Below are 20190 nucleotides of genomic sequence, written 5' to 3'. Positions count from 1 at the left end.
CAGCGCCGCGTGACAACACCCCCGGCCACCCTCATTCCCCCCACCGAGATGCTCGGTAAACTTGACAAGATGCGATGACTGTAAGGTGCACTGATCACATCGTCAAGTTTACTGGACATATATTCCCTACAGTCATGCATGCATGGCACTCTGTTGGGGACTGGAGGGGGCGACCGTGGACGAGTCCGAAACACGCGGGCCGGTGTTCGCCGAGAAGCTGCGGCGGCTGTTCGACAGCGTGCGGCGCGAGGACGGGCAGAAGCACGCCAAGGCGGAGGTCGCCGAGGCGGTCGGTGTCTCACGCGGATACATGTACGAGTTGCTCAACGGCAAGTACGATCCTGGCTACGCTCTGGTGGTCAAGCTGGCGGAGTACTTCGAAGTCGACCTGGAGTACTTCGCGAACTCGGAGAAGAGCCGGGAGCTCAACCGCCAGTACGAACTGCTGGCCAAGCTCGGCGAGAACCAGGTCAACCGGCTGGCGACCCGCGCGAGTCAGCTGTCCCCGGAGGGCCTGCGCAGCGTTCTCGAGTTCATGGACTTCCAAGCCGAACGAGATCGAGGAGATGCCGATGGGTGAGGTGCGGTCAGGGACCGTCGAAGTACGCGGTGCGCAGCTGTACTACGAGGTCCGCGGCAGCGGCACCCCACTCCTGCTGGTCCAGGGAGGCATCAGCGAGGCGGGCGCGACCGATCAGCTCGCCACCGAACTGGCCCGGCAGCACGAGGTGATCAGCTACGACCGGCGCGGGCTGTCCCGTTCCACCGCCGGCGGCGAAGTGCCCGTGACGATGGCGCTGCACGCCGAGGACGCCGCCCGGCTGCTGGCCGCCGTGACCGATCGGCCCGCGCACGTCGTCGGGGCGAGCATCGGCGCCCTCATCTGCCTGCACCTGGCCGCCGAGCACCCGGCGAAGGTCGCGACCGTGATCGCGCACGAGCCGCCGATGTCCAGGGTCGTGCACGAGGACACCAGGGAGAAGGAGCTCGACACCGTCGCCGAGCTGGCCACCACCGATGTCCGCACGGCGATCCGGCACATGGTTTCGCTCGCGGGCGAGCGCCCGAAGCCCGAAGAAGGCGCCCGTCCCGCGCCGATGGTCGGCGACGTCGACAAGAACCTCGCCTGGTTCTTCGCCAACGACTTCCCCGCGGTCCGGGCCTCGGACCTCGACGCGGGCAAGCTGTCCGGCGCGACGATCCTGCCCACCGGTGGCGCCCAGTTCCCGGAGCGCTGGGAATACCGGTGCGCCCAGCAGCTCGCCCGCGAGCTGGACGTCGGGTTCACCGAGATCCCCGGCGGCCACGAAGCCCCGACCAGCCACCCGTGGGCCACCGCGGCGGTGCTCCAGCGCCTGCTCGCCGTCGAACGCGCGTCGTGAAAGCCGGTGCGCGGCGGCGGTGGCGGAACGACCTGCAGCTCCGGCGGGGCGTGAAGCAACTCCTGCGCGATCTCGACATCGGCGCGCCGCTCGACGTCCCGCTGCTCTGCGAACGCCTCGCCCAGCACCGCGGCCGTCCCATCCGGCTGGTGTCCTACCCCCTGCCGACGCCGGGCGCCTTCGGGCTGTGGATCGGAACCGCCGAGGAGGACTACGTCCTCTACCAGCGCGACACCACCCCCGCGCACCAAGAGCACATCATCCTGCACGAGCTCGGCCACATCATCAGCGACCACAGCAGCGACGAGGACGACGACGACATCTGGTCGCAGATCTTCCCCGACATCCCCACCGCGGTGGTGCTGCGGGCGTTGCGGCGGGAAGGCTACGACCTCGCCGCCGAACGCGAAGCCGAGATGGTCGCGACCGTCATCAAGGAGTGGGCGACCTTGCTGGACAGACTCGAAACCGGGCGCGGGAAGCAGACCGCGGCGGGACGGCGGCTGAGCGGCGCGTTCGACGACCACCAGGGGTGGCTCTAGATGGTCGTGGCCCTCGTCATGTGGGCCGCTGCCGCGGCCGCGGCAGTCTGGAAGTGCACTCAGCTGGCGCGGATGCCCCGCGACCGGGGGCTGCAGATCGTCACCGCGTGCACGGTACTGGTGCTGGTCGCGCTCACGGCCCAGCTCGTGGTCACCATCCCCGGCCTGGCCGAGCGGTTCCCGAGCCAGACCCCGGTACTGATCGAGTTCGTCCTGCTCAACAGCTTTTTCGCGCTGCTGCTCGGACTGCTGCACACCAGGGTCGCGCCGTCCAGGGCCGGCGTGCGCGGCTACCTCGAAATCGGGCTCGCCCTGCTGTCCAGCGGCATCCTGACCGCGACCTTCGTGATCACCGAAACGAGCGCCGGCGACACCGGCTACGGCGACTACACCGAAGCCGGCGTGCCCTCCGGCGTGCTCTTCTTCCACCTCGTCGGCAACCTCTACATGAGCTACGCGACCGCGCGAGGCGCCTACCTGGCCTGGAACTCCGCCGGGCACGTCCAGTCGCACACCGCACGGGGCCTGCGGGTCGCCGCCGTCGGCCTGGCCATCTGCTGCCTCGGCACGCACCTGCCCCGCGTCCTCGCCACCTCGGGCCTGCTGCTCCTGGACAGGGCCCTGATCCCCGGCACCGCCACCTGGACGTCACCACCGCTCGGGATCGGCGTCGCCATCTTCTTCCTCGGCGTCGGCTACCCCGGCGCCCGCACCGGCATCGCCAAGGCCAGGCTGTGGTTCGAGGCCCGCAGCCGCTACCGCCAGCTCCGCCCGCTCTGGTCGGCGCTGCACCAGCAGTTCCCCACCATCGCGCTGCTGCCGACCGCGGGCCCGGCCCGGGAACGCCTGCACGTCCGGCAGATGCGGCTGCGCTACTACCGCCGCGTCATCGAATGCCGCGACGGCCTGGTCTGCCTCAGCCCCTACATGGCCTCGCCCGTCGACGAAGCGGACTCCCCGGAACGACAGGCGGCCCTCGTCCGCGACGCCCTCGCCCGCTGCTCGCAGGACATCGACCTCGTCATGCCGTCGGTCATCGCGGCCCCCGCCAACACCGGCATGGAAGCCGACACCCGCGCGATCCTCGCCCTCTCCCGCGAATACGGCCGGACCACGAGCACGGCGCCCGAAAACAGTCCCCGCTGATTTGCCTCGAGGCCAGCCGCGCCGGCTACCGGCGTCCGCGTGATCATGATCCCGCAGCTCACCGCACCCCCGGCCCACTACGAATCAGGACGTGGGGAAGGTGGCCGAAGGCCACCGAACAGGGTGGACCCACCGTGTCAGCATAAGAACCACCACGCCCAAGGCGAGACGCATTGCGTGGCTGGGGGTCCGGGGGTTATCCCCCGGGAAGATACGGCGGGCACCAGGAGCGAAGCCGAAGGCATCGCGAACAGGAGTATCCGCCTCGTGGAGCTGAGGGGAATCGAACCCCTGACCCCCGCCTTGCAAAGGCGGTGCTCTACCAATTGAGCTACAGCCCCTCGCACGGGTGGCGATCCCACCCGTGGAAGATCAGTTGTTGCTGGCGGCGTCCGTGGCCTTCTTCGGCGCGCTGCCGTTGGTGGACACGCCCGCGAGCGGCTTGGTGGGGGCGGTGGCCTCGCGCCACAGGTCGGCTTCGGCCTTCGCGCTCTTGTTCCGCTTGACCACGAACAGCACGCCGCCCGCAACGGCGGCCAGTGCCAACAGCTTCTTCACGTGAAGCCCCCTCCTCGACGAGTTGCTCAGCTTGCCCTGCGATGTTACTGCACGCGCGCCGGGCGGGGTCGGGGCCCTTGGTTCCACGTGGAACGTTCAGCCGGTCCGCGAGGCCGTCTTGTCGACGACGAGGCGGAGGTTCTCGATCCGGCCGCAGTTCGTGTCGAGCAGTACCTGCCTCGCGGTGCGGAAGGCGACGCCGAGCTGCTCGCGTTCGGCGGCGGGGACGTGCTGCCGCGCGTCGTTGAGCAGGGTCTGCTCTTCCTCGTTGGTGTGGTGGTTGACGACTTCGACGAGGTCCTCGAGCGTCTCGTCGTACTCGTCGCCCTTCAGGTCGGTGAGTTCGGCGAACCTCAGGAGCGCCTCGTTGATCTCGGCGTGCTCCTTCTCGCCGTGCTCCACCTCGTCCTGGTCCGCCGCGTGCTTGCTCCGCAGCTTCGGGTACACCTCCTGCTCCTCGGCTTCGGCGTGTGCGACGAGCAGCGTCGCGAACTCGTCGCGAAGACGGCCGCGGTCAGCGGTGATGTCCCGGAGCCCGCGCATCAACTCCTCGAACCTGCGATGGTCGGTCAAGATCAGCTCGACGACGTCGTCGGTCATTACGGCTCCCGTGGTGGTGGGCAGTAGTCCGCCGGGTAAGTCCCCCGCCACCGCCCCGCTCAAACCCACCGCCACCCCTGCGCACGGATGTCCCGTGCCCGGCCCAGCACCGCCTCCACCCGGATGTCGTGCTCGTCCCAGTAGTTCTCGGCCGCAGTCGTCTGCGCCGGATGCTGCCGGTAGAGCATGCTCGGTTGGGCGATGAACTCCCCGGTCGCGACCGCTTCCGCCGCGAGCAGCAACCCGATGGTCTCCTGCCCGGTCAGCGCGGGCCACCCGCCCAACGCGCGTACCAGCCCGGTGTGCCCCGCGAAGTTCGCCGCCAGCACGGACAACTGCCCTCGCGCCTGCTCCTCGAAGAACCGCCCGTCAGCAAGCGCCCCGTCCGCCGGATCGTAAGGCCCCGCCGACGTCGACCCGTCCGGATGCAGGTCAAGCCCAGCCGAAACACACCATGCCACGCGTTGCAGCCGCTCGATGTCCCGCGCCAGCGCCCCTGGCAACAGCACGTCATCCGCATCCAAACACCTGACAACCTCACCCGAGGCCCGACTCAACCCCATCGTGCGAGCGACACCCGCGCGCCCAGCCAACCCCATCCCGGACAAGACCCGAGGATCCTCCGGCAACTCCCGCCCCGGCACCCCGCTATCCCCATCCTCCTGAACGCACCACTCCCACTCCCACCCCGAGGGAAGCTCCTGCTGAACCAGCGAGTCATACGCCTCGCGCAGATACCGGTGCCCGCCCGAAACCACCGGCGTAACCACAGAAATCAACCCCACACCGAAACCCTAACCGGACCGCGCGAAGCGCTGATCCAACGCCAACGCGACCAGGCCGTCAAGGTGAGGAGCTCGCACCGTGGGGGATGGGGGGCTCGACCCCCAGAAACGGCAAACGCCCGTGCGTGGTTCGCGCTTTCTGCGAACACGCACGGGCTACACGGGTGGGCCCACCAGGACTTGAACCTGGGACCTCTTCGTTATCAGCGAAGCGCTCTAACCGCCTGAGCTATGGGCCCGTGGAACGAGGAGAAGAATACAGGGCGGGTTCACCGCCCTGTCCACCGGGTTACTCCCGCTCCGAAAGGGTCACTTCGAGGCCGCCCGCGAGGTCCGCGGACACGTTGTAGATGAAGGCGCTGACGGTGGCCAGTGCCGACACCAGGACGATGTTGATGGCGCCGAGGATGGCCGCGATGCCGAACACGCGCCCGGCGCTGATCAGCGATTCGGACGGCGCGTTGCCGCCTTCGCCGGAGACGAGCGACGAGTAGGTGCCGTTCAGCTTGTCCCACACGCCCATGCCGTCGAGGACGGTGTAGAGCACGCCGACGGCGACGAGCCACACGAAGAACATGGCGACGCCGAGGACGAGGGACAGCTTCAGCACGGACCACGGGTCGAACCGCTTGATCTGCAGGCTCGCGCGGCGGGGGCCGCGGCCCGGCCTGCGCAGCGCGGTCGGCGCGGGGCGTTTCGCCTTGCCGTCGGCGCGGGGCGTTTCGCCTTCGACCGCGGGGCCGTCGCCGAACAGGCGGGGCGCCGCGGTGCCGGTGACGACGGGCTGTTCGGCCGCCTGCGGCGGGCCGCCCGACCACGCGTCGGTGCCGATGCCGCCGGCCGGGGCACCGTTGCCCGCCCCTGCTTCGGTGTCCTTGCCGAGGCGCTGCCACGGTGGCGTGTCCGCACCGGCCGCACTGGTCGATCCGCCCCGCTCGGGGTTCTCCGGTGGTGTCACGAACTCCTCAGTCCCTTACCTGCGCCGGCGAGCTACTGCTGCGCCGGTGCCTCGCTGTCGTCGCTGTTGTCCCGGCCGTCTGCGCTGTCACCGGTGGTGTCGTCGGTACCGGTGCTGCCATTAGCGACGTTCGAGGGTTCGTCCGCGTTGCGTGCGACCGCGAGAAGGGTGGTGCCCTCCCCGAGGTTCATCAGCCGGACTCCCTTGGTCTGCCGCCCCGCCTTGCGCACCTGCTCGGCTGGTGTCCTGATGACTCCGCCGCTCGAGGTGATGGCGTAGAGCTCGTCGTCGATGTCGACGATGAGCGCCCCTACCAGCCTGCCACGTTTGCGGTCGTGCTGGATGGTCAGCACGCCCTTGCCGCCGCGGCCCTGCACCGGGTAGTCCTCGATGGGCGTCCGCTTGGCGTAGCCGCCGTCAGTGGCGACCAGCAGGAACTTGTCTTCCGCGACAACGCTGATGCCGAGCAGTTCGTCGCCGTCGTTGAACCGCATGCCGAGCACGCCCGAGGTGGCGCGGCCCATCGGGCGCAGCGCTTCGTCGGAGGCGTGGAACCGGATGGACTGGCCTTCCGAGGACACGAGCAGGAGGTCCTGCTCCGCGGAGGCGAGCACGGCGCCGATCAGTTCGTCGCCCTCGCGCAGGTTGACGGCGATGAGCCCGCCGGAGCGGTTCGAGTCGAAGTCGGTGAGCTTGGTCTTCTTCACCAGCCCGCGCTGGGTGGCGAGCACGAGGTACGGGGCGACCTCGTAGTTGCGGATCTGGATGACGCTGGCGATCTGCTCGTCCGGCTGGAACGCGAGCAGGTTCGCGACGTGCTGGCCGCGCGCGTTCCGGTTGGCCTCCGGCAGGTCGTACGCCTTCGCCCGGTACACGCGGCCCTTGTTGGTGAAGAACAGGATCCAGTCGTGCGTGGAGCAGACGAAGAAGTGCTGGACGATGTCGTCCTGCTTGAGGGTGGCGCCCTGCACGCCCTTGCCGCCGCGCCGCTGCGAGCGGTAGAGATCGGTCTTGGTCCGCTTGGCGTACCCGGTGCGGGTGATGGTGACCACGACGTCCTCGACCGCGATGAGGTCTTCGACGGACACCTCGCCGTTGAACGGGATGATCTTGGTGCGCCGGTCGTCGCCGTGCTTCTCGACGATCTCCATCAGCTCGTCGCGGACGATGGTGCGCTGCCGCTCCGGCTTTTCGAGGATGTCCTTGAGATCGGCGATCTCCAGCTCGATCTCGGCCAGTTCGTCGATGATGCGCTGGCGCTCCAGCGCGGCGAGGCGGCGCAGCTGCATGTCGAGGATCGCGGTCGCCTGCTCGACGTCGATGTCGAGCAGCTCCATCAGCGCGGGGCGCGCTTCCTCCGCGGACGGCGACCGGCGGATCAGCGCGATGACCTCGTCGAGCGCGTCGAGCGCCTTGACGAGCCCGCGCAGGATGTGGGCCCGCTCCTCGGCCTTGCGCAGCAGGTACCTGGTGCGCCGGACGATGACCTCGATCTGGTGCTTGACGTAGTGCCGGATGATCTGGTCGATCCGCAGCGTGCGGGGCACGCCGTCGACCAGCGCCAGCATGTTGACGCCGAAGTTGTACTGCAGCTGGGTGTGCTTGTAGAGGTTGTTCAGCACGACCTTCGCGACCGCGTCCCGCTTGAGCGTGACGACGATGCGCATCCCGCTGCGGCTGTTGGACTCGTCGGCGATGTCGGAGATGCCGGTGAGCTTGGCGTCGCGGACGAGGTTCGCGATGTTCTCCACCAGGTTGTCCGGGTTGACCTGGTAGGGCAGCTCGGTGACGACCAGGATGGTGCGGCCCTTGGCGTCCTCCTCGACCTCGACGACCGCGCGCATGCGGACCGAGCCGCGGCCGGTGCGGTAGGCGTCTTCGATCCCGGAGGTGCCCAGGATCATGCCCTTGGTCGGGAAGTCGGGGCCCTTGATCCGCTGCAGCAACGCGGCCAGGAGCTCCTCGTCGGCGGCTTCGGGGTTCTCCAGCGCCCAGACGACGCCGTCGGCGACCTCGCGCAGGTTGTGCGGCGGGATGTTGGTCGCCATCCCGACCGCGATCCCGGATCCGCCGTTGACCAGCAGGTTCGGGAACCGCGCCGGCAGGACGTCGGGCTCCTGGGTGCGGCCGTCGTAGTTGTCCGAGAAGTCGACGGTGTCCTTCTCGATGTCCATCAGCATCGACATCGCCAGCGGCGCGAGGCGGGCCTCGGTGTACCGCATCGCGGCCGCGGGGTCGTTGCCGGAGGACCCGAAGTTGCCCTGCCCGTCGATCAGCGGGTTGCGCATCGACCACGGCTGGGCGAGCCGCACCAGGGTGTCGTAGATCGACGAGTCACCGTGCGGGTGGTAGTTGCCCATGACGTCGCCGACCACGCGCGAGCACTTGTTGTACCCGCGGTCCGGCCGGAAACCGGAGTCGTACATCGAATAGACGATCCGGCGCTGCACCGGCTTGAGCCCGTCGCGCACGTCGGGCAGCGCGCGCGAGACGATCACGCTCATCGCGTAGTCGATGTAGGAGCGCTGCATCTCGTGCTGGATGTCGACCGGCTCGACGCGGTCGTGGTCGGGAGCTGGCGGCAAGGTTTCCGTCATGAACACAGATCCTTCTGCATTGGACAGTCCGATGTGGACAGAAGTGGCCGGGGGTGACTACACGTCCAGGAACCGAACGTCCTTGGCGTTGCGGGTGATGAACGAGCGGCGCGCCTCCACGTCCTCGCCCATCAGCACGGAGAACAGCTCGTCCGCGGTGGCGGCGTCGTCGAGGGTGACCTGGCCGAGCAGCCGGTTCGCCGGGTCCATCGTGGTTTCCCACAGCTCGTCGGAGTTCATCTCGCCGAGACCCTTGTACCGCTGGATCGCGTCGTCCTTCGGCAGCTTCCGGCCGGACTCCACGCCGGCCTGGATCAGCGCGTCGCGCTCGCGGTCGGAGTAGGCGTACTCGGGCTCGGACCGCGGCCACTTGATCTTGTACAGCGGCGGGCGCGAGAGGAACACGTGCCCGTGCTCGATCAGCGGCCGCATGAAGCGGAACAGCAGGGTCAGCAGCAGCGTGGTGATGTGCTGGCCGTCGACGTCGGCGTCGGCCATCAGCACGATCTTGTGGTACCGGATCTTGCTGACGTCGAAGTCGTCGTGGATACCGGTGCCGAGCGCGGTGATCAGCGACTGGACCTCGGTGTTCTTGAGCACGCGGTCGATGCGCGCCTTCTCCACGTTGATGATCTTGCCGCGGATCGGCAGGATCGCCTGGAACATCGAGTCCCGGCCCTCCTTGGCCGACCCGCCCGCGGAGTCACCCTCGACGATGTAGAGCTCGCACTCCTCGGGGTTCGTCGAGCGGCAGTCCTTCAGCTTGCCCGGCAGGCCGCCGATGTCGAGCGCGCCCTTGCGGCGCACCAGATCGCGCGCGCGCCGCGCGGCCATCCGCGCCTGCGCCGAGGAGACCGCCTTGTTGATGACCGTCTTGGCCTCGCTGGGATTGCGCTCGAACCAGTCGGCCAGCCACTCGTTGGTCTTGCTCTGCACGAAGGTCTTCGCCTCGCTGTTGCCCAGCTTGGTCTTCGTCTGGCCTTCGAACTGCGGCTCGGCGAGCTTGATCGAGACGATCGCGGCGAGCCCCTCGCGCACGTCCTCGCCGGAGAGGTTGTCGTCCTTCTCCTTGAGGAGCTTCTTGTCCTTGGCGTAGAGGTTGACGACGCGGGTGAGCGCGGCGCGGAAGCCCTCTTCGTGCGTGCCGCCCTCGTGCGTGTTGATCGTGTTGGCGAAGGTGTAGACCGAGGGCGTGAACGAGTTGTTCCACTGCATCGCGACCTCGACCTCGAGGCCGTCTCCCTTGGCGTCGAAGGAAATGACGCTCGCGTGGATCGGGTCCTTGCTGCCGTTGATGTGCCGCACGAAGTCTTCGAGCCCGCCGGGGTAGTGGTAGACGCGCTCCTTCACGCGCGCCTGCTGACCGCCCGCGTCCTCCTCCGTCTCCTCTTCGGCGACGCGCTCGTCGCGAAGGGTGATCGAGAGCCCCTTGTTGAGGAACGCCATTTCCTGCAGGCGCCTGGCGACGGTCTCGGCGTTGTAGGTCGTGGTCTCGAAGATGGTCGGGTCGGCCCAGAAGGTGACCGTGGTGCCGGTCTTCGTGGTGGTGCCCTGCTCGGCGATCGGGGCGACCGGCTCGGACATCTCGTAGGTCTGCGTCCAGATCTTGCCGTCGAGGTGGATCTCGACGTCGAGCCGCGTGGACAGCGCGTTGACCACCGAGACGCCGACGCCGTGCAGGCCGCCGGACACCGCGTAGGACTCGCCGTCGAACTTGCCGCCCGCGTGCAGCTGGGTGAGCACGACCTCGAGGGTCGGCTTGTTCTCCACCGGGTGCATGTCGACCGGGATGCCGCGGCCGTCGTCGACGACGCGGACGCCGCCGTCGGCGAGCAGGGTGACCTCGACCTTGGTGGCGTAACCCGCCATGGCCTCGTCCACCGCGTTGTCGACGACCTCCCAGATAAGATGGTGGAGGCCGCGCTCGCCGGTCGAACCGATGTACATACCGGGGCGCTTGCGTACCGCTTCAAGGCCCTTGAGCACGGTGATGGACGATGCGCCGTAGGTGTTCGAGTTAGCTGTCACCGGCCTGATATCTCCTCGTCTTGCCCAAGGGAAATCCTCGGTCCCCTACATCCTACTTGGCCGCGTTCGCTCACATGCGGCAAGGACACCCCTGGTTTCGTCACAGACGAACGAAATCGACACCGGATGGGTCGGGTTGTAGCTGAGCGTCAGGCCGGGGCGCCTGGGGGAACTCACCCGTAGGTGTCGCGAGGTCCCCGTCCTGGCACATGGCGCAGCCCCTTGCGCCAGCTGGGGGCGGTCGGGCCGTGGATGCGCATGCGCTTGACGACACCGTGGCCGACCCCGGCCGCGATCTTCGCGATGAGCTGCCCCTGCAGCAACCTGAGCTGGGTCGCCCACGCGGTGGAACTGGCGCGGACGGTCAGTTCACCGTCCTTGAGCGCCACCGGCTGCGCGTGCTCGGCGACCTCTTCGCCGACGAGCCTGCCCCACTGGCCGAACACCTGCCCGTTCGCGAGCCGGGTGTTCCAGCCGCGGTCGACCGCGATGCGCGAGGCGATCCGGCCGAGCGGCTGCGGGTCGCGGAGATCGGAACCGGGCCCCGACCAGCGGCGGCGGCGCGGGTTCTGGGTGGCGCCACCGGCACCGGCCTGCCGCGGCTTGCGGACACCGGGCCCGACACCCCGCGCGCTCGCCTTGTCGCGCGCGGCCTGGAGCGCGGCGCGGGCGAGATCGCGGCCGGACTGCGGCTGGCCCTGTGGGGATTGGCCCTGTGGAGAGTTGTCCCCAGCCGAGGCCGTGCCGGGCGCGCCGGTCCCGTTCGGCCCAGCGGTGACATCACGCTCAGTGCCCGTGCGCGGGGTACCTCGGGCGGGTTCGCCCACGTGAGGGGTAGGAGACCCCCCATTTGGCCGTTCGGTCACGCCGGGCGATAACGCGTTCACGGTGTTATCCACACTATCCACAGAGTTGTCCCCAGATCGGTGGGTAAATGATGTGGCGCCGGTCACCCGGCGTGCCCGACTTGATCTTGCGGCGCCCGATTCGCCGCTGTCACCAGGCGGTTTCGGGTCCAGCGGGTGACCGTCAGGCACGGTTGACCTCACCTTCGGCGACGGTGAACCGGACACCGGTGAGCTCTTCGGGCACGTCTTCGTCCACCGCGGCCGTCACCAGCACCTGTTCGGCGCCGGCCGCCACCTCGGCGAGGCGCGCCCTTCTCCGGCGGTCCAGTTCGGCGAACACGTCGTCCAGCAGGAGCACCGGTTCACCGGCTTCCGCGCGAAGGAGCTCGTAGGAGCCTAACCGCAGCGCGAGCGCGAACGACCACGACTCACCGTGGCTCGCGTATCCCTTCGCCGGCGCCTCGCCGAGCACCAGGTCGAGCTCGTCGCGATGCGGCCCGACCAGGCTGATCCCGCGTTCCAGCTCCGACCGCCGTGCCGCGCCCATCGCTTCGAGCAGGACTTCGGTCAGCTTCTCGATGTCCGCGCGCTCACCGCCCGCGACGCCGTACCCCTCCGGCAGCGCGGCACCGAGGCTCGACCGGTAGCCGATCTCGGCGGGACGCGAGTCCGGCGCGACGCCCGCGTAGGCGGCAGACGCGTGCGGCCCGAGGTCCGCGACCAGGTCCAGCCGGGCCGCGAGGAGCTGCGCCCCCGCGGTCGCGAGGTGGTTGTCCCACACGTCGAGCGTGGACAGCGCGTACGGGTCCTCCTTGCCGGTGCCCTTGCGCTTGCCCGCGGTCTTGAGCAGGGCGTTCCGCTGCTTGAGCACCTTTTCGTAGTCGGCGCGGACACCCGCGTACCGCGGCGCGCGGAGCACGAGCAGTTCGTCGAGGAAGCGGCGGCGTTCGCCGGGGTCGCCGCGCACCAGCGCCAGGTCCTCCGGGGAGAACAGCACGGTGCGCAGGATCCCGAGGATGTCGCGCGGCCTGCCGACCGCGCCCCGGTTCACCCGCGCGCGGTTCGCCTTGCCGGGGGTGATCTCGAGTTCGACCGTCAGCTCGCGATCGGCGTTGACCACCGCGGCCCGCACCAGCGCGCGTTCGCACCCGTGCTTGACCAGCGGCGCGTCCGTGGCGACCCGGTGCGAGCCGAGCGTCGCGAGGTAGCCGATCGCTTCGAGCAGGTTGGTCTTGCCCCGGCCGTTCTGGCCGACGAGCACGGTGGGACCGGGTTCCAGCGGCAGGTCCGCGTGCCCCCACGAGCGGAAGTCGGTGACCTGCAGATGGCGGAGATACACGCCCTCGGTACCCGGCTGCCTAGCCGCCGGCCTTCTTGACCGCGTGCCCGCCGAACTGGTTGCGGAGCGCGGCCACGGCGCGCATCGCGGCGGAGTGCTCCTGGCGCGAGGCGAACCTGGCGAACAGCGCGGCCGAGATGACCGGCGCCGGTACCGCGTTGTTGATGGCCTCTTCCAGCGTCCACCTGCCTTCGCCGGAATCCTCGACGTAGCCTTCGAGGTCGTCCAGCTCCGGGTCCTCGTCGAGCGCGCGGACCAGCAGGTCGAGCAGCCACGAGCGGACGACGGTGCCCCGCTGCCAGCCCTTGATCACGGCGGGCACGTTCTCGACGATCTTCGAGGCTTCCATCAGCTCGAAGCCCTCGGCGAAGGCCTGCATCATGCCGTACTCGATGCCGTTGTGGATCATCTTCGCGTAGTGGCCTGAGCCGACCGAGCCCGCGTGCGAGAACCCTTCTTCGCGCGGCCCCTCCGGGCGCAGCGCGTCGAAGATCGGCATCGCGCGCTCGACGTCGGCCGCGGTGCCGCCGACCATCAGGCCGTAACCGTTGTCCTTGCCCCACACGCCACCGGACACGCCCGCGTCGAGGTAGCCGATGTTCTTCGCGGCGAGCAGGTCCGAGTTGAGCTTGTCGTCGGTGTACTTCGAGTTGCCGCCGTCGATCACGACGTCGCCTTCGGAGAGCAGCTCGCCGAGCTCGATGACGGTCTGCCTGGTCGGGTCACCGGCGGGCACCATCACCCAGACGACGCGGGGGCCGTTCAGCTTGGAGACCATGTCCTCGAGCGAGGTGGAGTCGCTGACCTCGGTGTTGCGGTCGTAGCCGACCACCTCGTGCCCGGCGGCGCGCAGCCGCTCGCGCATGTTGAAACCCATTTTGCCGAGGCCGACGAGTCCCAGCTGAACCATGGAATTCCCCTTACGGATCGTGCTTCGAAGCGAGTTCGTGTGGTGGCGCGAGGCCGAGTCAGCCGGGCAGGCGCACCGGCATCAGCAGGTACAGGTACCCGGGCACCGCGTTGCCCTCCTCGTCAGCGGGCTTCAACAGCGCCGGACGGTTCGGGGTGGTGAAGGTCAGCTCCGCGCGGTCGGCGTGCAGCGCGCCGAGCCCGTCGACGAGGTAACCGGGGTTGAAGGCGATCGTCACCGGGTCGCCCTCGTACTGCACCTGCAGCTCTTCTTCGGCGCTGCCTTCGTCGTCGCCACCGGCGGAGAGCCGGAGCGTGCCGTCGGCGAACTCGAGCCGGACCTGGGTACCGCGCTCGGCGACCAGCGACACGCGCTTGATCGACTCGGCGAGCGCGGACACCTCGATGACCGCGCGCGAAGTGTGCGAGTCGGGCAGGAGCCTGCGGTACGGCGGGAACTCGGCGTCGAGGAGCCGGGTCGTGGTCGAGCGCCCGGAGCCGGAGAGGCCGAGCAGCCCCTCGCCACTGGCCAGCGCGAGCGAGACGGTGGCGCCGCTCGCGCCGAGCGACTTGGCCGCTTCGGCGAGCGTGCGGGCCGGGACGAGCACGGCGGCGTCCTCGAGCCCGTCGGCGGGCTTCCACTCGAACTCGCGCATCGCGAGCCGGAAGCGGTCGGTGGCGACGAGGGTGAGCGAGGAGCCCGAGATCTCCAGCCGCATACCGGTGAGCATCGGGAGCGTGTCGTCCTTGCCCGCGGCGACGGCGACCTGGGTGACCGCCTGGCCGAACGCGTCACCGGTCAGCTCGCCGGCGTGCGCGGGCTGGCTCGGCAGCTGCGGGTAGTCCTCGACCGGCATGGTCGGCAGGCTGAACCGGGCACTGCCGCAGGTGATGGACGCGCGGGCGCCGTCGACGGAGATCTCGACCGGCTGCGCGGGCAGCGACTTGGTGATGTCCGCGAGCAGACGGCCGGACACCAGCATGCGGCCGCCGTCGGCGATCGTCGCGGAGACCCCCACGGTCGCGGAGACCTCGTAGTCGAACCCCGACACGGTCAGCGCGTCGGTGGCGCCGTCCGACCCGGCATCGAGCAGCACGCCGCCCAGCACCGGGACCGGTGGCCTGGACGGGAGGCTTCGAGCCACCCACGCGACGGCGTCGGCCAGCCCGTCGCGCTCGACGCGGATCTTCATGTGCCCATCCTTTCGGCAGCCGAGTGCTGCTCGGCTCGTGAAGGTCGGCAAACGGCCCCGGCGCGCACGCTGGAGTGCAGGCGCCGGAGAACTCGCCGGTGTGGTGTGGCCCGGGTGCCGGTGTCGCCAACGACGAACGGACCTGGTGTGGCCACCCACGTTAGAACGTGACCGCCACCCGCGTCATCCGGGCCCGCCCATCGACATGTCGACAAGACGACCCGGTCGTCCGAGCTGTCCCCAGATCCACAGCCCGCTTGTTTTTCTTTAAGAACTCTTCTTCCAAGAACTAAGGGCAGTAACAGTAATAAGCGTTGTGGATTGTGTGGACATCCCTTGTCGTCGCAGCTTGGACGGTGCGGCGTCCTGTGGACATCCAGGGCGGTGAACCCGTGGACAAACTCGGCGACCGGTGGAGAACTCCGGGCGTCCCCCGAACCGTCCACACCCATCCACAGTTGTCCCCACAGTTGTCCCCAGTTGTGGGTCGACCTGTGCCCAGGTTGTACCGGGGCACAGGTGCGGAAGAACGCGGCGAGAGCGTGACGTGGATCGCCCTCTTGAGTGACGGGCACACGCGAATTTCCTTGGTTTACAAGCGCTTCGCGCCCTTCGCGCGTCTCGCCCGCGTCGCGCGTGGCTGCTGCGCGTAAGCGCGCGAGGCGGTTTTCGTTGCCGTGAGCGAAGGTCGAGACGCCGTCTCGCGGGTTTCCCGGCGCGCCAAGGAGTCCGCCTGCCGCCGTTCGCCCACCGCGGGCGAGGCCGCTCGCGGGTGTCCGAAGTGGATCCGCACGGCGCCCCTCCAGATAGCGGCGTCTGAGGCCGGGAAAGACGCGCGAACGAAAACGGGGCCGCCGGATGTTCCGGCGGCCCCGAGGCGAAGACACGTGCTTACCGCGCGCGCTGTTTGATCCGCGACGTCAGTTCCTGCACCTGGTCGTAGATCCGGCGGCGCTCGGCCATCTCCTTGCGGATCTTCTTGTCCGCGTGCATGACCGTGGTGTGGTCGCGGCCGCCGAAGGTCTGCCCGATCTTCGGCAGCGACATGTCGGTCAGCTCGCGGCAGAGGTACATCGCGATCTGCCGCGCGGTGGCGAGCGCCTTGGTCTTGCCCGGCCCGCACAGCTCGTCGAGCGTCACGTCGAAGAAGTCCGCGGTGGCGCCCATGATCACCGAGGCGCTGATCTCCGGCGCCTGCGAATCGGGGATCAGGTCGCGCAGCACGATCTCGGCGAGCCCGACGTCGACCGGCTGCTGGTTCAGCGAGGCGAACGCGGTCACGCGGATGAGCGCGCCTTCGAGCTCCCGGATGTTCGCCGCGATGCGCGCCGCGATGAACTCCAGCACCTCACCCGGCACGGCGAGCCGGTCCTGGCCCGCCTTCTTGCGGAGGATCGCGATGCGCGTTTCGAGCTCGGGCGGCTGGATGTCGGTGATCAGTCCCCACTCGAACCGCGTGCGCAACCGGTCTTCCAGCGTTTCCAGCCGCTTCGGCGGCCGGTCGGAGGACACCACGATCTGCTTGTTCGTGTTGTGCAGCGTGTTGAAGGTGTGGAAGAACTCCTCCTGGGTCCCTTCCTTGCCCTCCAGGAACTGGATGTCGTCGACGAGGAGGATGTCGATGTCGCGGTAGCGGCGCTGGAAGGCGACCTTGCGGTCGTCGCGCAGCGAGTTGATGAAGTCGTTCGTGAACTCTTCGGTCGACACGTACCGCACGCGCATGCCGGGGAAGAGCCGCTGGGCGTAGTGCCCGACCGCGTGCAGGAGGTGGGTCTTGCCCAGTCCCGACTCGCCCCAGATGAACAACGGGTTGTAAGCGCGCGACGGCGCTTCGGCGACGGCGAACGCGGCGGCGTGCGCGAACCGGTTCGAGGCGCCGATGACGAACGTGTCGAAGTTGTACTTCTCGTTCAGGCGCGTCTTCGAAGTCTGCGGCTGCGCGGGCGCGGTGTAGGGCTGCCCCGCGATCGGCTGCCCGGAGAACATCGGCCAGATGTCCTGCGCGGCGGCGAGCGCTTCGCCTTCCTCGTCCACTTCTTCGTCGGCGCCGTCGGAACGATCGGAGCTGTCCGGCCCGGCGGTGTGCCGGGGGCGCTCGTCGCGCGGGGGCTCCGGCGCGGGCTGGAGGGGACGGGCACGCCGCGCGGGCGGGAGCATGCCGTCGTCGATCGGCGGCATCTTCGGCGGTTCACCGGTGGCGGGACGGCCGCCGTTTTCCACCCTCGCGGGTGACGAGGGATACACCGGCGGGGGACCCGGCGGCGGGCCGGGCTCGGACGCGTCGACCTTCACCGCGAGGGACACGGCCCTGCCGAGGCGGCGGGACAGCGCGTGGGTGATCGGCTCGCGCAGCGCGCGCTCGATGGCTTCCTTGGCGAAGTCGCTGGGGGCGGCGAGCAGTGCGGTGCCGTCGAGCAGGCCGATGGGACGCGTCACCCGCATCCACGCGCGCTGCTGCGGCGACAGCGTGCCGTTGGAGAGCTCCTTGACGACCTGCTCCCACACGACACCCAGATTGATCTGGTGCTCCGACACCTGGTCCGCTCCCCTCCCCCTGGTCTTCCTCGGCGGGCCACGACGTCTGTTCGCCCGATCCGCCCGCACTCCCGGTGGCGGTGGACCTCACTCCGCCGAACCGTAAACCGACTCCATCGAGCGGACATACCACCATGCCCAGTCACCGCGCGCAGCGGGTATCCACATAGTTGTCCACAACTGTGCACTAATTTACGGCGGCCCGCGGCCACTCCTACCGCGGGTGCAACCTACGCCAGGCGGCGGTACTTGGCCGCCTCCACACCCTCCGGCGACGGTGCCGAGCACCACGGACGGGTGACTCGGGAAGAGGCACGGTAACAAGCCCCGTGCGCTGCCACAAGGCGCCCATCGGGGCAAGCATTCCACGGCGGACGGCGTGTCGCCAATCGATCCCCCGGCGTGCCGGGGACCGGCGATCGAGCTGGTCGCGGTCCGTGTTCGAGGGGGCCGGTTCCGATGCCCGGCGAGCGGGTGCGTACCCTCGTAAGGTCTCCCGTTCGAAGCGGGTGCCCTTCGCGTGCCCGAGTTCGTCGGCACGAAAGTGTGCTCCCGTACCTCGTCCGTGTGACGAGGAGGAGACACCACAGACCTGGCGTGCGCGAGCACGACACGCCTGAACGCGGCAGCAGCCACTTGCCGGGTTCGCACCGACACACAGGAGAAGTTGAGCCGTGAGCAAGGGTAAGCGCACCTTCCAGCCGAACAACCGCCGACGCGCGCGGACCCACGGGTTCCGGCTGCGGATGCGCACGCGCGCCGGCCGGGCCATCGTCGCGGGCCGCCGCCGCAAGGGCCGCGAGAAGCTCTCCGCCTGATTCCGGCGTCGGCGAGGCGCGGCATGCTTCCGGCCGCCGCACGACTGCGGCGCAGCGAGGACTTCCGTCTGGTGATGCGGCGGGGCACTCGCGCCGGGCGTCGTCGCCTCGTCGTCCATGCGTTGACCACGAACCCGTCCGGTCCCGACGAGGGCACCAGGGCGGGTTTCGTGGTGAGCAAGGCCGTCGGCAACTCGGTGGTGCGCCACCGGGTGAGCAGGCGGCTGCGCCATCTCGTCGCCGGCAGGCTCGGAACGGTTCCGGCGGGTAGCGCGTTGGTAGTGCGGGCGCTACCGCCGGCCGCGTCCGCGTCGAGCCACGAACTCGCCGCGGACCTCGATGCGGCGTTGCGCCGGTTGGGCCTGCTGCCGGCACCCGGCAGCTCGCCGGAGCACGGGCGCCCCGGCGCCGCCATCGGAAGCAGTGCCAGCGAACAAGACGGATCAGCGGTGTGAACGGAAAGCAGGCGGCCACCAGCGAACGGCCCCCGGGCGAGCCCCGGCCGGGCCCGATCGCCTGGGTCCTGTTGCTGCCCATCCGGTTCTACCGCAAGGCCATCTCCCCCTTCTTGCCACCGGCTTGCCGGTTCTACCCGAGCTGCAGCGCGTACGCGGTCGAAGCACTGACGCGGCACGGCGCGGCCAAGGGCACGTACCTGGCGCTGCGCCGGTTGCTCCGCTGTGGCCCGTGGACACCGCCGGGCCGCGACCCGGTGCCCGAGCGGTTCAGCTGGCGCCACCAGAAACCTGGTTCACCAACCGAGGAGTAGCTCAGTGCTCGACTTCATCTACTACACGGTGTCCTTCATCTTGTGGTGCTGGCACAAGTTGTTCGGGTTCATCTTCGGGGAGTCCACGGCGATTTCGTGGATCCTCGGCATCATCTTCCTGACGTTCACGGTCCGCGGCATCATGTTCAAGCCGTTCGTGAACCAGGTCCGGTCGATGAAGAAGATGCAGGACTTCGCGCCGGAGCTGAAGAAGGTCCAGAAGAAGTACGCCAACGACAAGGCGCGCCAGGCGCAGGAGATGCAGAAGCTCCAGCGCGAACACGGCGTCAACCCGCTCGGCAGCTGCCTGCCGATGCTCCTGCAGATCCCGGTGTTCATCGGTCTGAACTGGGTGCTCCGCGCGTTCACCCACCCGCCGGAGGGCGGCGGCCCGAAGACCGAGAACTACTTCTTCGGCCAGCACGACGTCGATTCCTACGTCAACGCGAAGCTGTTCGGCGTCAACCTCGGCCAGGCCATCCACAACGGTGTCAGCGTCGTCGGCGGTAGCGGCGACACGGGCTGGCACTGGGAGATCGCGCCGGTCGCCATCCCGCTGATGATCGTCGCGGCCATCGCCACGCACCTGACCGCCCGCCACTCGGTGGCCCGGCAGAACGCGGCTTCGGCGACGCCCCAGACCGCGATCATGAACAAGCTCACCATGTACGTCTTCCCGCTCGGGGTGCTCGTCTTCGGTGCGCTCTTCCCGCTCGGCCTGCTCTTCTACTGGCTCGCCAACAACGGCTGGACCCTGATGCAGCAGCGCCTCGTCTACACCAGGATCGACAAGGAAGAGGAAGCGAAGAAGGCGGAGGCCATCGAGAAGCGCAGCGCGCTCGGCCCGAAGCCCGGCCAGAAGCCCGCCCAGAAGCCCGCAGTGGGCCAGAAGCCCGCGCAGCCGAAGAAGCCCGGCGCCAACGGCGGCAAGGGCAAGGCAGGCTCGCCCCACCACTTCGCGGAGCAGCCGAAGAAGGGGAACCAGCCGAAGCCCGGCCAGAAGCCGTCGAGCCAGAAGGCCCAGCCGAAGACCCCGTCGAAGCCCGACGCGACGAAGAACGGTGCGCCGGGCAAGACCGGCGACAAGAACTCGGAGCAGCAGAGCTCGAACGAGAACGGCACGGGTGTTCCCGGCCTGACCACCGACTCAACGAAGAAGCAGGGCCGGAAGCGTCGCTGACGC

Annotated in this window: 19 protein-coding genes and 2 tRNA genes; 8 read left to right on the top strand and 13 right to left on the bottom strand. The window is 69.0% G+C overall.

What is annotated here, in order from left to right; translation table 11 throughout:
• The first annotated feature begins 142 nt into the window (after positions 1 to 142).
• From ABD256_RS21805 to ABD256_RS21790, 4 genes are read left to right on the top strand one after another with little or no spacing between them, the layout of a single operon-like run.
• On the top strand, positions 143 to 580 hold the full coding sequence (locus ABD256_RS21805) for a helix-turn-helix transcriptional regulator (protein WP_344421695.1): 438 nt from the start codon (positions 143 to 145) through the stop codon (positions 578 to 580).
• Positions 573 to 1382, top strand: a complete 810-nt coding sequence (locus ABD256_RS21800) for an alpha/beta hydrolase (RefSeq protein ID WP_344421693.1) — start codon at positions 573 to 575, stop codon at positions 1380 to 1382. Before ABD256_RS21805 ends, ABD256_RS21800 begins: the two co-directional genes overlap by 8 nt.
• On the top strand, positions 1379 to 1924 hold the full coding sequence (locus tag ABD256_RS21795) for a hypothetical protein (RefSeq protein WP_344421690.1): 546 nt from the start codon (positions 1379 to 1381) through the stop codon (positions 1922 to 1924). Before ABD256_RS21800 ends, ABD256_RS21795 begins: the two co-directional genes overlap by 4 nt.
• Positions 1925 to 3070 carry an MAB_1171c family putative transporter gene (locus ABD256_RS21790; RefSeq protein WP_344421687.1) on the top strand — a complete coding sequence of 382 codons (1146 nt, stop codon included), beginning with the start codon at positions 1925 to 1927 and terminating at the stop codon, positions 3068 to 3070.
• Positions 3071 to 3338: 268 nt separating this feature from the next.
• Here ABD256_RS21790 and ABD256_RS21785 read toward each other — a convergent pair.
• From ABD256_RS21785 to dnaA, 13 genes are all read right to left on the bottom strand, one after another.
• Positions 3339 to 3411 (bottom strand) — tRNA-Ala (locus ABD256_RS21785).
• Between the two features lie 31 nt (positions 3412 to 3442).
• Positions 3443 to 3628, bottom strand: coding sequence for a DLW-39 family protein (locus ABD256_RS21780; protein WP_344421684.1), 186 nt, complete (start codon positions 3626 to 3628; stop codon positions 3443 to 3445).
• Between the two features lie 96 nt (positions 3629 to 3724).
• Positions 3725 to 4228: a hemerythrin domain-containing protein gene (locus ABD256_RS21775; protein ID WP_344421682.1), complete on the bottom strand. Its 504-nt coding sequence runs from the start codon at positions 4226 to 4228 to the stop codon at positions 3725 to 3727.
• A 59-nt stretch (positions 4229 to 4287) separates the two neighbouring features.
• Entirely contained in the window at positions 4288 to 4998 is a 711-nt protein-coding gene (locus ABD256_RS21770) for a glycosyltransferase (protein WP_344422045.1), read from the bottom strand.
• A 180-nt stretch (positions 4999 to 5178) separates the two neighbouring features.
• Positions 5179 to 5252, bottom strand: a tRNA-Ile gene (locus tag ABD256_RS21765).
• 50 nt (positions 5253 to 5302) lie between these two features.
• Positions 5303 to 5971, bottom strand: coding sequence for a DUF3566 domain-containing protein (locus tag ABD256_RS21760; RefSeq protein ID WP_344421679.1), 669 nt, complete (start codon positions 5969 to 5971; stop codon positions 5303 to 5305).
• A gap of 32 nt (positions 5972 to 6003) precedes the next feature.
• On the bottom strand, positions 6004 to 8568 hold the full coding sequence (gene gyrA / locus ABD256_RS21755) for a DNA gyrase subunit A (protein WP_344421676.1): 2565 nt from the start codon (positions 8566 to 8568) through the stop codon (positions 6004 to 6006).
• A gap of 57 nt (positions 8569 to 8625) precedes the next feature.
• Positions 8626 to 10596 carry a DNA topoisomerase (ATP-hydrolyzing) subunit B gene (gene gyrB / locus ABD256_RS21750; RefSeq protein WP_344421673.1) on the bottom strand — a complete coding sequence of 657 codons (1971 nt, stop codon included), beginning with the start codon at positions 10594 to 10596 and terminating at the stop codon, positions 8626 to 8628.
• Positions 10597 to 10769: 173 nt separating this feature from the next.
• Entirely contained in the window at positions 10770 to 11423 is a 654-nt protein-coding gene (locus ABD256_RS21745; protein ID WP_344421669.1) for a DciA family protein, read from the bottom strand.
• A gap of 202 nt (positions 11424 to 11625) precedes the next feature.
• Positions 11626 to 12783: a DNA replication/repair protein RecF gene (gene recF / locus ABD256_RS21740; protein WP_344421666.1), complete on the bottom strand. Its 1158-nt coding sequence runs from the start codon at positions 12781 to 12783 to the stop codon at positions 11626 to 11628.
• A 19-nt stretch (positions 12784 to 12802) separates the two neighbouring features.
• Positions 12803 to 13693 (bottom strand): phosphogluconate dehydrogenase (NAD(+)-dependent, decarboxylating), encoded by an 891-nt coding sequence (gene gnd / locus ABD256_RS21735; RefSeq protein WP_344421663.1) that lies wholly within the window; start codon positions 13691 to 13693, stop codon positions 12803 to 12805.
• A gap of 58 nt (positions 13694 to 13751) precedes the next feature.
• The gene (gene dnaN / locus ABD256_RS21730) at positions 13752 to 14885 is read right to left on the bottom strand and encodes a DNA polymerase III subunit beta (protein WP_344421660.1); all 1134 of its coding nucleotides are present in this window, start codon (positions 14883 to 14885) and stop codon (positions 13752 to 13754) included.
• An 891-nt stretch (positions 14886 to 15776) separates the two neighbouring features.
• Positions 15777 to 17420 (bottom strand): chromosomal replication initiator protein DnaA, encoded by a 1644-nt coding sequence (dnaA, locus tag ABD256_RS21725; protein ID WP_344421657.1) that lies wholly within the window; start codon positions 17418 to 17420, stop codon positions 15777 to 15779.
• A 674-nt stretch (positions 17421 to 18094) separates the two neighbouring features.
• Here dnaA and rpmH point away from each other — a divergent pair.
• The 4 genes from rpmH to yidC are packed head-to-tail and all read left to right on the top strand — an operon-like array spanning position 18095 to position 20187.
• Positions 18095 to 18238, top strand: a complete 144-nt coding sequence (gene rpmH, locus ABD256_RS21720; protein WP_215548666.1) for a 50S ribosomal protein L34 — start codon at positions 18095 to 18097, stop codon at positions 18236 to 18238.
• 23 nt (positions 18239 to 18261) lie between these two features.
• A complete protein-coding gene (gene rnpA / locus ABD256_RS21715; RefSeq protein ID WP_344421654.1) occupies positions 18262 to 18693 on the top strand; it encodes a ribonuclease P protein component in 432 nt (143 codons plus the stop codon).
• Complete coding sequence (gene yidD / locus ABD256_RS21710; RefSeq protein WP_344421651.1) at positions 18690 to 19007, top strand: membrane protein insertion efficiency factor YidD; 318 nt, start codon at positions 18690 to 18692, stop codon at positions 19005 to 19007. Before rnpA ends, yidD begins: the two co-directional genes overlap by 4 nt.
• A 4-nt stretch (positions 19008 to 19011) precedes the next feature.
• Entirely contained in the window at positions 19012 to 20187 is a 1176-nt protein-coding gene (gene yidC / locus ABD256_RS21705; RefSeq protein WP_344421648.1) for a membrane protein insertase YidC, read from the top strand.
• The last annotated feature ends 3 nt before the right edge of the window (positions 20188 to 20190 follow it).

The organism is Amycolatopsis minnesotensis (genome assembly GCF_039529815.1).
GTDB classification, from domain to species: Bacteria; Actinomycetota; Actinomycetes; order Mycobacteriales; family Pseudonocardiaceae; genus Amycolatopsis; species Amycolatopsis minnesotensis.
The sequence above is the reverse complement of the archived record's forward strand: the minus strand, read 5'-3'. Positions and strand labels throughout refer to the sequence as shown.